The following is a 12,850-nucleotide window of genomic DNA, read 5'->3' on the forward strand; positions in this document are numbered from 1 at the left end:
GACAGAGCAAACACTCTGCCCTGCTACGATTTGGTTAGTCTTGCGACTCTTCTTCGTCTGCGGCGTCCGCCTGCAGGTTGTCGACTGCATCGTCCGGTTCGGCGCCGATCACGCCTTCTTCCAGGTCGACACCTTCTTCACCTTCAAACTCTTCACCCTCGACTTCCGACGGCTCCTGGACCCGCTCCAGACCGACCAGGGTTTCATCCTTGGCCAGCTTGATCAGGGTCACGCCCTGGGTGTTACGACCCAGGCTGGAAACTTCGTCGACACGGGTACGCACCAGCGTGCCCTGATCGGAAATCAGCATGATCTCTTCACCGTCCTGCACCTGAACCGCACCGACCAGACGGCCGTTACGCTCGTTGCTGACCATGGCGATAACGCCCTGGCCGCCACGCTTGTATTCAGGGAACTCAGTGATCGCCGTGCGCTTGCCGTAGCCACGCTCGGAAGCCGTCAGGATCTGGCTGCCCTCTTCCGGGATCAGCATGGAAATCAGCTTCTGCCCTTCCGGCAGACGCATGCCACGCACACCGCGAGCGGTACGACCCATGGCACGAACTTCGGATTCCTTGAAGCGAGTCACCTTGCCGCCGTCGGAGAACAGCATGATTTCCTGCTCGCCATCGGTGATGGCAGCGGAGATCAGGATGTCGCCTTCGTCCAGCTCCAGCGCGATCAGACCAACGCTGCGCTGACGACTGAAGGCCACCAGCGGGGTCTTCTTGACGGTACCGTTAGCGGTCGACATGAAGATGAACGGTGCCTTCTTGCGATCGGCAGCCTTGATGCGCGCGCGGCGCTCTTCTTCGGTTTCGTTGCTGTTTTCGATGTCTTCTACATCTGCCTCGGCGCCTTCGGCTTCTTCTTCATCAGCCTGACGCTTCATGGCTTCGAGATCGACCGGCAGCATGGTGGTGATGTATTCACCGTCATCCAGCGGCAGCAGGTTGACCAGCGGACGACCACGGGCCGCGCGGGACGCTTCCGGAATCTCGTAGGTCTTGAGCCAGTACACCTTGCCCTTGCTGGAGAACAGCAGCAGCGTGGTGTGGCTGTTGGCGACCAGCAGGTGAGCGATGTAGTCCTCATCCTTCACACCGGTCGCCGACTTGCCTTTACCGCCACGACGCTGGGCCTGGTACGCAGCCAGCGGCTGGGTCTTGGCATAACCGCCGTGGGAGATGGTCACGACGCGCTCTTCTTCCGGGATCATGTCGCCCAGAGTCAGGTCGAGGCGTGCATCGAGGATCTCGGTGCGGCGCACGTCGCCGTATTCGGCGCGGATCACTTCCAGCTCTTCGCGGATCACTTCCATCAGGCGCACGGCACTGTTGAGGATGCGGATCAGCTCGCCGATCTGGTTGAGGATCTCTTGATACTCGGCCAGCAGCTTTTCGTGTTCCAGACCGGTCAGACGGTGCAGACGCAGCTCCAGAATGGCTTGCGCCTGTTCCGGCGACAGGAAGTACTTGCCGTCGCGCAGACCGTATTGTGGATCGAGGTTTTCCGGACGGCACGAATCGGCACCGGCGCGCTCGACCATGGTCATCACCGCACTGGATTCCCACGGCGTGCTGACCAGTGCTTCCTTGGCTTCCGACGGAGTCGGCGAGGCCTTGATCAGCGCGATCACCGGGTCAATGTTCGACAGGGCGACGGCCTGACCTTCGAGGATGTGACCACGCTCGCGGGCCTTGCGCAGTTCGAACACGGTACGACGGGTAACGACTTCGCGACGGTGACGGACGAAGGCTTCCAGCAGATCCTTGAGGTTCAGGATCCGCGGACGACCGTCGATCAGCGCAACGATGTTGATGCCGAACACCGATTGCAGCTGGGTCTGGGCGTAGAGGTTGTTGAGGATCACCTCAGGCACTTCGCCGCGACGCAGTTCGATCACGACGCGCATACCGTCCTTGTCGGACTCGTCGCGCAGTTCGGTGATGCCTTCGAGTTTCTTCTCTTTTACCAGCTCGGCGATCTTCTCGATCAGACGCGCCTTGTTCAGCTGGTAAGGCAGCTCGGTGATGACGATCTGCTGACGGCCACCGACCTTGTCGATGTCTTCGATGATCGAGCGGGCGCGCATGTAAATGCGGCCACGGCCGGTGCGGTAGGCTTCGATGATGCCGGCGCGACCGTTGATGATCGCGGCCGTCGGGAAGTCCGGACCGGGAATGTATTGCATCAGCTCATCGACGGTCAGCTCGGGGTTGTCGATGAGGGCCAGGCAACCGTCGATGACTTCACCGAGGTTGTGCGGCGGAATGTTGGTCGCCATGCCCACGGCGATACCGCTGGAGCCGTTGACCAGCAGGTTCGGCACGCGGGTCGGCATGACCGCCGGGATCAGTTCGGTGCCGTCGTAGTTCGGCACCCAGTCCACGGTTTCCTTGTGCAGGTCGGCCAGCAGCTCGTGCGCCAGCTTGGTCATGCGCACTTCGGTGTATCGCATGGCCGCGGCGTTGTCGCCGTCCACCGAACCGAAGTTGCCCTGACCGTCCACCAGCAGATAACGCAGCGAGAATGGCTGCGCCATACGAACGATGGTGTCGTACACCGCGGTATCACCGTGCGGGTGATACTTACCGATCACGTCACCGACGACACGGGCAGATTTCTTGTACGGCTTGTTGAAGTCGTTGCCCAGCTCGCTCATCGCGAACAGCACGCGACGGTGCACGGGCTTCAAGCCATCGCGCGCATCCGGCAGTGCACGGCCGACGATCACGCTCATCGCGTAATCGAGATAGGACTGTTTCAGCTCGTCTTCGATATTGACCGGGAGGATTTCTTTGGCCAGTTCGCCCATGAGAAGCCTGATTCCTTTTTCTGGTGAAACTTCGCCATATCCATAGGGGACGCACGAAGCTCGTCGATGCAGGCCGAGTGCCATGCGCCGACTTACGACAAATCGACAAGTTGACCCTGGATTTGCGCAGTGAAGACAACCCCGTGGGACTGCCTCGGAAAACGCCGGATGTTATCACAAGAGCCGCCACGCACCTATCCCCCAGATGCGCATGGAGCATAGTTAGATGACCGATGACAGGCTTAACGGGGACGAGAGAGGCTCAGAGCTTCTCCGAATGCAAATTTCGAGACGAAATTGCGGATGTTTATTGACGTTCAGGGCCTCATCGCTGGCAAGCCAGCTCCCACCGGGGCCATGCCTGGCCCAAAACCTGTGGGAGCGATGGCAGCTTATCGGGCGATGAGCACCCTTAATGCAGGCGCTTGCGGCACATCAGCTGGGCCATTTTCGCGGTGTCCGGGCGCTCGACGATGCCTTTTTCGGTGACGATCGCATCGATCAGGTCCGCCGGCGTCACGTCGAACACCGGGTTGAACGCCTCCACGTCCGCCCCGACACGCTTGCCGCCGACTTCCAGCAGTTCGGCACCGTCGCGCTCTTCGATCGGGATGTCATCACCGCTGGCCAGATTCATGTCGATGGTCGAACTCGGCGCCACCACCATGAAGCGCACGCCGTGGTGCATGGCGTTGACCGCCAGCTGATAGGTGCCGATCTTGTTCGCCACGTCGCCGTTGGCGGTAATCCGGTCGGCACCGACGATTACCCAGGTCACGCCTTTGGTTTTCATGATGTGCGCAGCGGCGGAGTCGGCGTTGAGGGTCACCGGAATGCCTTCGTTGGCCAGTTCCCACGCGGTCAGGCGCGAGCCTTGCAGCCACGGACGGGTTTCGTCGGCGTAGACGCGCTCGACCATGCCCTCGATGAACGCGGCGCGGATCACCCCGAGCGCCGTGCCGAAACCGCCGGTGGCCAAGGCACCGGTATTGCAGTGGGTCAGAATCGCCTGGGCGTTGCCCTGATGTTTGCGGATCAGGTCGACGCCGAGCTGGGCCATGGTCAGGTTCGCTTCGCGATCGCTTTCATGAATGGCGACGGCCTCGGCTTCGAGCGCTTCCAGCGGATCGGCGTTGTCCTTCAGGCGATCCAGCCGGTCGTGCATGCGGTTCAACGCCCAGAACAGATTGACCGCCGTCGGGCGGGAATCGGCCAGCAGCATGAAATCCTCTTCCAGCGCCACATACCAGTCGCCACCTTCGGCGATCCGGGCACGGGCCGCCAGCACGATGCCGTAGGCGGCACTGATGCCGATGGCCGGCGCACCGCGCACCACCATCGAGCGAATCGCTTCGGCCACGCCGGCGGCGCTGGTGTAGGCGATCCAGTTTTCCTCGAACGGCAAAACGCGCTGATCCAGCAGGTGGAGCGCGCCATCACGCCAATCGATGGCCTTCACTTTCTCCGCAGCCAACAGTCGATCGCGCATCCCTCACCCCGCACTCATGAACAAAAGCCGCCGATTATAGCGATCCCCCCGCGAAGACGCTCGGGTATACTTCGCCATCCTTTACAAAAGCACTGGAACCGACCCTCGATGCCGAAACCTGCCATTGCGCTCGACTTATTATTGCTGCCGACCTGGCTGGTACCCGTCGAACCCGCAGGCGTTGTGCTCAAGGAGCATGGCCTGGGCATCCGCGACGGTCGCATCGTGTTCATCGGCCCGCGCGCCGAAGCCTTGAAGTGTAACGCCGCCGAAGTCCGCGAATTGCCGGACGTTCTGCTCGCCCCCGGCCTGATCAATGCTCATGGCCATGCCGCCATGACCCTGTTCCGCGGCCTCGCCGACGATCTGCCGCTGATGACCTGGCTGGAAAACCACATCTGGCCGGCCGAGGGCAAATGGGTCGATGAAGATTTCGTGCGTGACGGCACCGACCTGGCCATCGCCGAGCAGATAAAAGGTGGCATCACCTGTTTTTCGGACATGTATTTCTTCCCGAAGGTTGCCAGCGAGCGCGTGCACAACAGCGGAATCCGTGCGCAGATCGCCATTCCGATCCTCGATTTCCCGATTCCGGGCGCCGCCAGCGCCGATGAAGCCATTCGTCAGGGCGTCGAACTGTTCGGCGACCTGAAGCATCACGAACGCATCAAGATCACTTTCGGCCCTCATGCACCCTACACCGTTGGTGATGAGAACCTGGAAAAAATCCGCGTGATCGCCGAAGAGCTGGACGCTTCGATCCACATGCACGTCCACGAAACCGCCTTCGAAGTGCAGCAAGCGGTCGAACAGCGCGGCGAACGCCCGCTGGCCCGCCTCGGCCGACTGGGCCTGCTCGGCCCGCGCTTCCAGGCCGTGCACATGACCCAGATCAGCGATGACGACCTGGCGTTGCTGGTAGAAAGCAACACCAGCGTGATCCACTGCCCGGAGTCGAACCTGAAACTGGCCAGCGGCTTCTGCCCGGTGGAGCGCCTGTGGCAGGCCGGGGTCAACGTGGCGGTCGGCACCGATGGCGCGGCGAGCAACAATGACCTGGACCTGCTGGGCGAAACCCGCACCGCTGCGCTGCTGGCCAAAGCTGTCGCCGGCTCGGCCACCGCGCTGGACGCCCACCGGGCGCTGCGCATGGCGACGCTGAACGGCGCGCGGGCTCTGGGGATCGAAGCCGAGACCGGCTCCCTGGAACTCGGCAAGGCCGCGGACATTGTCGCGTTCGACTTGTCTGGCCTGGCCCAGCAACCGGTCTATGACCCGGTCTCGCAACTTATTTACGCCACCGGCCGCGACTGCGTGAAACATCTGTGGGTTGCCGGCAAGCAGTTACTCGACGACCGCCGACTGACGCGCCTGGACGAACAACAGCTTGGCGAAACCGCCCGGGCCTGGGGCCGACGCATCAGCGGCCACACCGAATCGTAAACACCCCGGGGCAAACTCCGGGGCTACAGCCTTTTTCAAGTTTTAGAGGATTGAATCATGAGCAACGTCGACCACGCCGAAATCGCCAAATTCGAAGCACTGGCCCATCGCTGGTGGGACCGCGAAAGCGAGTTCAAACCGCTGCACGACATCAACCCGCTGCGAGTCAACTGGATTGACGAGCGCGTCAACCTGGCCGGCAAGAAAGTCCTCGACGTCGGTTGCGGCGGCGGCATCCTCAGCGAAGCCATGGCCCAGCGCGGCGCGACCGTGACCGGCATCGACATGGGCGAAGCGCCGCTGGCGGTCGCACAACTGCATCAGCTGGAATCCGGCGTGAACGTCGAGTACCGCCAGATCACCGCCGAAGCCCTGGCCGAAGAAATGCCCGAGCAGTTCGACGTCGTCACCTGCCTGGAAATGCTCGAACACGTACCGGACCCATCGTCGGTGATTCGCGCCTGCTTCCGCATGGTCAAGCCCGGCGGCCAGGTGTTCTTCTCCACCATCAACCGCAACCCGAAGGCGTACCTGTTCGCCATCGTCGGCGCCGAATACATCATGAAGCTGCTGCCGCGCGGCACCCACGACTTCAAGAAATTCATCCGCCCGTCCGAGCTCGGCGCCTGGAGCCGCATGGCCGGCCTCACCGTCAAGGACATCATCGGCCTGACCTACAACCCGTTGACCAAGCACTACAAGCTGGCGGCGGACGTTGACGTCAACTACATGATCCAGACCCTGCGCGAGGAATAAGCCGATGGCCATCAGAGCAGTCCTTTTCGACATGGACGGCACCCTGCTCGACACCGCGCCGGATTTCATCGCGATTTGCCAGGCGATGCGCGCGGATCGCGGTTTGCCGCCGATGAACGACAAGCATATCCGCGACGAAATCTCCGGCGGCGCCAAGGCCATGGTCGCGGTGACGTTCTCGATGGATCCGGAATCGCCGGGCTTCGAGGAATTGCGTCTGGAGTTCCTTGAGCGTTATCTGGCGGGCTGTGCCGTGCACAGCAAGTTGTTCGACGGCATGGGCGAATTGCTGGCCGACATCGAGAAAGCCAATCTGGTCTGGGGCGTGGTGACCAACAAGCCGCTGCGCTTCGCCGAACCGATCATGCAGCAACTGGGGCTGGCCGAGCGCTCAGCCCTGCTGATCTGCCCGGATCACGTGAAGAACAGCAAACCGGATCCCGAGATGCTTGAGCTTGCCTGCAAGATGCTTGATCTGGATCCGTCGACCGTTCTGTTTGTCGGCGATGATCTGCGCGATATCGAATCCGGCCGTGACGCGGGCACCAAGACTGCCGCCGTGACCTATGGCTACATTCACCCGGACGACAATCCGCGGCACTGGGGCGCGGACGTGGTGGTGGATCATCCGCAGGAGTTGCGCAAGGTGATCGATAACGCTCTGTGCAGTTGCTGATTCGGGCACGCTCCATTCCCATGCCGGTCGTGGGAACGATCAGAAGTTAATGGACTAGAGGTTTTTTATGTTTGATTACTCCGCTCGCCCCGAATTGCTCAAGGATCGGGTCATTCTGGTCACCGGTGCCGGGCGCGGCATCGGCGCCGCCGCCGCGAAAACCTACGCGGCCCACGGCGCGACCGTGCTGCTGCTGGGCAAGACCGAAGCCAACCTGACCCAGGTCTACGACGAGATCGAAGCGGCCGGGCATCCGCAGCCGGCGGTGATCCCGTTCAACCTCGAAACCGCCCTGCCCCATCAATACGATGAGCTGGCAGCGATGATCGAGACCGAGTTCGGCCACCTCGACGGCCTGCTGCACAACGCCTCGATCATTGGCCCGCGCACGCCGATCGAGCAGTTGTCCGGTGAAAATTTCGTGCGCGTCATGCAGGTCAACGTCAATGCGATGTTCATGCTGACCAGCACCCTGCTGCCGCTGCTCAAGCTGTCCCAGGACGCCTCGGTTGTATTCACGTCCAGCAGCGTCGGCCGCAAGGGACGCGCCTACTGGGGCGCCTATGGCGTCTCCAAGTTTGCCACCGAGGGTTTGATGCAAACCCTGGCGGATGAAGTCGACGGCGTGGCGCCGGTACGCTCCAACAGCATCAACCCGGGCGGCACCCGTACCAGCATGCGCGCCCAGGCGTACCCGGGGGAAAACCCACTGAACAACCCGACGCCGGAAGAGATCATGCCGGTCTATCTGTACCTGATGGGACCGGACAGCACGGGCATCAACGGCCAGGCATTCAACGCCCAGTAATGCCATACGTCGCTTTTGTTGCCGCGGCGGATTCCCGTCGCGGCATACATTTGCCGCTTTGCGCAGGCCCGTTTCAGTCAAATTACCACCACTCGATTTCACGCTATAAATTCAACTCTTTGATTCTCAAAGGTTTTAATAAAACCTGAACTGAGTGGCACGACTTTCGCTCTACATTCCCTCAAAGCACGCCGAGTGAAGGCAGTCGGGCAAGGCCTGATTTCGATAGCTGACTAATCGTCATCGGGCAGACTAAACTTGTGCCAAATGTCCTACGGGACTGATGGATCAGTATGACGCGCAGCCCATAGCCGCTCTCACCCAGCCTGTAAGACAGACTTACTGCTTAGGGGCTCACGCCATATGAAATCACCCTCCCAGACCACTGCAATTGACTTCGACAGTGCCAAATTGCAACGCCTGGGCTTTGGTCAGCTGCCTCCGCTGTTGCAGCGACCTGTCAGCCTGGCGCAATTGCGCCAGCAAATGAGCCTGCAACTGCAAACCAGCCTTGAGCCTCAACGCATCCTGGGTCTGTTTTTCCGCGAAGTTCAGCGCCTGGTGCCGCTCGATGCCTTGAGCTACGTGCACAGTGGCAGTGACCTGCGCCTGGAGTTCGGCGCCCGCGGTCATCACTCGGCCAGCTACAGCCTCAGCCACGACGGCGAGCACATGGGCGAACTGGTGTTCCGCCGCAACCAGCGCTTCAGCGAGCAGGAACTGGGCAATCTGGAATCACTCCTGTCGTCCCTGCTGTACCCGATGCGCAATGCACTGCTCTACCGCGTTGCGACGCAGACCGCCCTGCGCGATCCATTGACCGGCGCCGGCAACCGCATTGCCATGGAACAGACCCTGCAGCGGGAAATCGAGATGTCCCGTCGCCACCTGCAGCCGCTGTCGTTGCTGATGCTGGACATCGATCATTTCAAGCAGGTCAACGACAGCCATGGCCACACGGCCGGCGATGAAGTGCTCAAAGCCGTCGCAGCCTCAATCAAGGACCAGTTGCGCAATGTCGACATGGTGTTTCGTTATGGCGGGGAAGAATTCCTGATCCTGCTGTCCAACACCAGCCGCGAAGCCGCCGCGATGGTCGGAGAACGTCTACGGTATGCAGCGCAGGCTCAGGACTATTACGCCGATGGCCAGTTGATCGAACTGACCGTGAGCCTTGGCTGCTCGACCCTGCTGCCCGGCGAGTCCGCCGACAGCCTGCTGCGCCGGGCCGACAGCGCGTTGTACGTGGCCAAACGCGAAGGGCGCAATCGCCTGACAATGGCCGGCTGAACCTTTATCAGGCCAATAAAAAACGGGAGCACACAGGCTCCCGTTTTTGTTGGATGTCGCCGAAACTAGCTCTCAACCAGCGCACGTCGCTCGCGCCCGACCAGCACCCGCTCCGTCAACTCCAACTGCATGCAGCGTTCAAGGAACAGGTACATGTAGTCGTAGCTCTTGCACACAGCCTGGCGCAACTCGGTCTGCAAGGCCTTGCTCGGGTTCATGCCGGCCAGGGTGCAGATGATTTCCAGCGCCTCCCAGGGGTGGGCGTCATCGTACTGGGCGTGCATCTTCAGCCACTTCATCGCCCGCTTTCGATCTTCTTCAGGGAACGCGGCGGCATACACACCGGTCGAGCAGACCAGCGCCGACCACTCCCCGGTCGCGCCTTCGATCGCATAGTTGGTGGCGGCAATGGCCACGATCAGCGAATCCGCCGAACTGGTGTGCCAGCACCAGTGACTCAGGGCGTGCAACTCCGGTGGCACTTGCTGGGCCTGCAGGTCTTCCAGGCTCACGCCGTGGGCTCGACTCCAGTTCAACCAGTAATCGGCGTGATTGAGTTCGACGCGGATGTTGCGCATCAGCCATCGGCGCGCCATGTCTTCGCCCGGGTGACGGGCGAACTTGGTTTTGGTGAGATTCTGCGCCATGTACAACGCAAATTGCTCAACGACGGGCCAGCCCCCGATCAGGTACTGGCGCATGGTCCTGGCGCTGAGCTTGTTATCACGCATGCGCAGGTAAAGTTCATGTTCGACAACCCGGCGTTTGCTCTCGCTGCAGTCCTGGATCAACTGTTGTGCCCAGGCAGGATAACTTGCAGCTTCCATGAGTGGTCCGGTTCGGTTGAATGTGTCGATCACTGTTCGGCTCCTTTTGATTTGTGATTGTAAGGATCGGCAAGAGACTTCAACGGAACGTGCCAGGCGCCTTGAACAACAGCGGCTGCGGTCTGGCGGGCCGACTTTGCAAACTGTCGCAGGTAAACAACTGCGGGCGTTCGATGACATAACCCTGAGCGTAATCCACGCCGATTTCAAGCAATGCCTGCTCGATCTGGGCTGTTTCGACAAACTCCGCAATTGTCTGCTTACCCATGACATGCCCGATGTGGTTGATCACTTCGACCATAGCGCGGTTAATCGGGTCGTCCAGCATATCCTTTACGAAACTCCCGTCGATCTTCAGGAAGTCTACAGGCAAATGTTTCAAATAAGCGAATGAAGACATTCCGGCGCAAAAATCATCCAGTGAGAAGTAACAACCCAAGCCTTTGAGTTCATTAATAAATCGGATGGCACTGCCAAGATTTGCAATGGCGCTGGTTTCTGTAATTTCAAAACAAATCATTTCAGGAGGAACGGAATAGTTATCAAACTGTTCCCGCAGAAAGTGCAAGAATGCGTCATCTCCGATAGTAATGCCTGAAAGATTAATCGCACACATTGCCAGAGGCCGTTCGCACTCTTCGTTAATACATTGAGCAATGACCTTAAATACATTCTGCACAACCCAACGATCCAGCGAAGTCATCAAGCCATAACGCTCGGCTGCCGGTATGAAGCTGTCCGGCAGAATCATCCGACCCGCCTCGTCATGCAGGCGCAGCAGAATTTCGATGTGCCCGCCGGTACCGCCGGCAACCGAACTCAACGGGGCGATTTCCTGGGCATAGAGACAGAAGCGGTTTTCCTCCAAAGCCATGTGCAGACGCTGTACCCAGGCCATCTCGCCGAAACGCAGGGACAGCTCCGAGTCGTCGGCATGGTAGACCTGCACCCGGTTGCGGCCCTTTTCCTTGGCCATATAGCAGGCCATGTCCGCCGCCCGCAGCGAGGCTTCGAGGGTGGTCGGGGTTTGCGCGACATGCACCAGACCAATGCTGACGGTGGTCAGGAACGGTCGCCCCTTCCAGACGAAATGCAGGTTCTGCACCGTCTGACGCAGCCCTTCGGCGATCTTCTCGGCCGCCTCCGGTGCGCAGTTCTCGAGCAAAATGCCGAACTCGTCGCCCCCCAGCCGCGCCAGGGTGTCGCCCTCGCGCAGGCCTGATTGCAGCAACGCACAGATATGTCGCAGCAACTCATCGCCCGCCGCATGCCCGCAGGTGTCGTTTACCAGCTTGAACTGATCGAGATCGAGGAACATCAGCGCATGCCGCCCGGGCTGCCGGGTCAGGTTGTGCAAGGCTTGCTCGAGGCGATATTCAAACTCGCGGCGGTTGGCCAGGCCGGTCAACGCGTCGTGGGTGGCCTGCCACGACAGGTTGGCGATGTATTGCCGCTCCTGGGTCATGTCATGCAGCACCAGCACCGTCCCGCTGACCTTGCCCGCATTGCGGATCGGCGCTCCCACCAGCGTCACCGATACCGTGCTGCCATCTAGGCGCTGAATCAGCTTGGAATGCTCGCTGCCACCGCTGAGTTGCCCGCTCAGAATGTGTTCGATCAGGGTCAGCCCTTCGGTCTGGGCGTTGTCATCCAGCAAATTGAACAGCGCCGCCAGCGGCAGACCGGCAGCCTGTTCGGCCTTCCAATGAGTCAAGGCCTCGGCCGCCGGGTTCATGTATTCGATTGCACCGCTCACATCCGTGGTAATCACCCCGTCACCAATCGATTGCAGGGTGATATGGGCCCGGTCCTTTTCCAGCTGCAGGGCTTCGGCAAAGGCATGCCGCTGTTTGAGCAGTTTGCGGGTGCGCAACAGCGCCAGGACGATCAGGCCCAGCGCCGTGGCGAGGTTGGTGAACAGCAGCAAGCGCAGAATTACCCGCGAGCCTTCGCCCAGGGCATCGCTGAACGCCTTGGCGGCGGGTGTCACTCCATCGTTGATTGCAAAGATCCGGTCCTTCCAGCGCCGGATATCGACATCAGTGGCGGCATTGGCCGTGATCCGCCGGTGCATCTCTTGCGCCACGTCATCGAGTTCCACCAGATAGGCATCGCCCAGCGTCCAGCGGTCGATGGCGGTTTCCAGATAACTGAAGTGACGAAAATTGAGGTACAGCCAGATCAGGCTGGAGACATCGTCCGGGTGGTTGCCGCCCTTGAGGATGCCTTCGCGCGCCGCTTGCAGGTCGGGTGGCTGCTTATCCAGGGCCAGACGCAACTGATGGCCGCCCTGAGGCACGGCGATCGCGTTCTGATATTTGAGATAAATCGCCTCGTCACGGCTGTCGGCATACAGATTGAGGTAATAGATCGCGTCTTTCTGGCCCTTGGACCAGAGGCTCTCGCCCGCCACATACCCGCGAACGGCCGACAGGACGTAAAGACTCACGCCCCCCAGCAAGGCCTGAAACAACACGACGGCAATGAATGGCCAGACGATGCCCAGCAACCGAGGCGTTCCGAGAGTCCGCTTTTGCTTCATGGAGTTCCTTGCGTGGTCACTGCCTGATTGTCCGTCTCTATCAGACCAACCTCCAAAGACTAGGAGGCGTTCGGGGTTCCGGCAAGCGACGGATCAGCCCTGATTCAGTACAAACTCAGGGTTATACATAAGTAACGCCATACAAGTTGCTGATGGCGTTTTATTGGCACTCCAGTTCCCCCCTCTCAGGGCAGGAAATCG

At 60.5% G+C, this 12,850-nt stretch carries 9 protein-coding genes; 5 read left to right on the plus strand and 4 right to left on the minus strand.

Annotated features, from left to right (window positions below; genetic code table 11):
* Positions 1-34: 34 nt before the first annotated feature.
* Positions 35-2,818 (minus strand): DNA gyrase subunit A, encoded by a 2,784-nt coding sequence (gene gyrA, locus IF189_RS20220; protein ID WP_134827708.1) that lies wholly within the window; start codon positions 2,816-2,818, stop codon positions 35-37.
* 412 nt (positions 2,819-3,230) lie between these two features.
* Positions 3,231-4,307: an S-methyl-5-thioribose-1-phosphate isomerase gene (mtnA, locus tag IF189_RS20225; protein WP_192552162.1), complete on the minus strand. Its 1,077-nt coding sequence runs from the start codon at positions 4,305-4,307 to the stop codon at positions 3,231-3,233.
* A 108-nt stretch (positions 4,308-4,415) separates the two neighbouring features.
* Here mtnA and IF189_RS20230 point away from each other — a divergent pair, with 108 nt between their 5' ends.
* From IF189_RS20230 to IF189_RS20250, 5 genes are all read left to right on the plus strand, one after another.
* Entirely contained in the window at positions 4,416-5,750 is a 1,335-nt protein-coding gene (locus IF189_RS20230) for a TRZ/ATZ family hydrolase (RefSeq protein ID WP_192552163.1), read from the plus strand.
* Positions 5,751-5,807: 57 nt separating this feature from the next.
* Positions 5,808-6,506, plus strand: coding sequence for a bifunctional 2-polyprenyl-6-hydroxyphenol methylase/3-demethylubiquinol 3-O-methyltransferase UbiG (gene ubiG, locus IF189_RS20235; RefSeq protein ID WP_007950906.1), 699 nt, complete (start codon positions 5,808-5,810; stop codon positions 6,504-6,506).
* Between the two features lie 4 nt (positions 6,507-6,510).
* A complete protein-coding gene (gene mupP / locus IF189_RS20240; protein WP_114884669.1) occupies positions 6,511-7,182 on the plus strand; it encodes an N-acetylmuramic acid 6-phosphate phosphatase MupP in 672 nt (223 codons plus the stop codon).
* Positions 7,183-7,249: 67 nt separating this feature from the next.
* Positions 7,250-7,990 carry a YciK family oxidoreductase gene (locus tag IF189_RS20245; protein WP_192552164.1) on the plus strand — a complete coding sequence of 247 codons (741 nt, stop codon included), beginning with the start codon at positions 7,250-7,252 and terminating at the stop codon, positions 7,988-7,990.
* Positions 7,991-8,353: 363 nt separating this feature from the next.
* Positions 8,354-9,280: a GGDEF domain-containing protein gene (locus tag IF189_RS20250; RefSeq protein ID WP_085710825.1), complete on the plus strand. Its 927-nt coding sequence runs from the start codon at positions 8,354-8,356 to the stop codon at positions 9,278-9,280.
* Between the two features lie 65 nt (positions 9,281-9,345).
* Here IF189_RS20250 and IF189_RS20255 read toward each other — a convergent pair whose 3' ends face one another.
* Both IF189_RS20255 and IF189_RS20260 read right to left on the minus strand, forming a co-directional pair.
* A complete protein-coding gene (locus IF189_RS20255) occupies positions 9,346-10,107 on the minus strand; it encodes an iron-containing redox enzyme family protein (RefSeq protein WP_263860234.1) in 762 nt (253 codons plus the stop codon).
* Between the two features lie 79 nt (positions 10,108-10,186).
* On the minus strand, positions 10,187-12,649 hold the full coding sequence (locus IF189_RS20260; protein WP_134827713.1) for an EAL domain-containing protein: 2,463 nt from the start codon (positions 12,647-12,649) through the stop codon (positions 10,187-10,189).
* Positions 12,650-12,850: the final 201 nt, after the last annotated feature.

This window comes from Pseudomonas sp. IzPS59 (assembly GCF_014863505.1).
GTDB classification, from domain to species: domain Bacteria; phylum Pseudomonadota; class Gammaproteobacteria; order Pseudomonadales; family Pseudomonadaceae; genus Aquipseudomonas; species Aquipseudomonas kribbensis.

Coding starts and splice junctions, on each gene's coding strand:
- IF189_RS20260 (WP_134827713.1), bottom strand. CDS start 12,649: ATGAAGCAAAAGCGGACTCTCGGAACGCCTCGGTTGCTGGGCATCGTC.
- IF189_RS20245 (WP_192552164.1), top strand. CDS start 7,250: ATGTTTGATTACTCCGCTCGCCCCGAATTGCTCAAGGATCGGGTCATT.
- ubiG (WP_007950906.1), top strand. CDS start 5,808: ATGAGCAACGTCGACCACGCCGAAATCGCCAAATTCGAAGCACTGGCC.
- IF189_RS20250 (WP_085710825.1), top strand. CDS start 8,354: ATGAAATCACCCTCCCAGACCACTGCAATTGACTTCGACAGTGCCAAA.
- gyrA (WP_134827708.1), bottom strand. CDS start 2,818: ATGGGCGAACTGGCCAAAGAAATCCTCCCGGTCAATATCGAAGACGAG.
- mupP (WP_114884669.1), top strand. CDS start 6,511: ATGGCCATCAGAGCAGTCCTTTTCGACATGGACGGCACCCTGCTCGAC.
- mtnA (WP_192552162.1), bottom strand. CDS start 4,307: ATGCGCGATCGACTGTTGGCTGCGGAGAAAGTGAAGGCCATCGATTGG.
- IF189_RS20230 (WP_192552163.1), top strand. CDS start 4,416: ATGCCGAAACCTGCCATTGCGCTCGACTTATTATTGCTGCCGACCTGG.
- IF189_RS20255 (WP_263860234.1), bottom strand. CDS start 10,107: ATGGAAGCTGCAAGTTATCCTGCCTGGGCACAACAGTTGATCCAGGAC.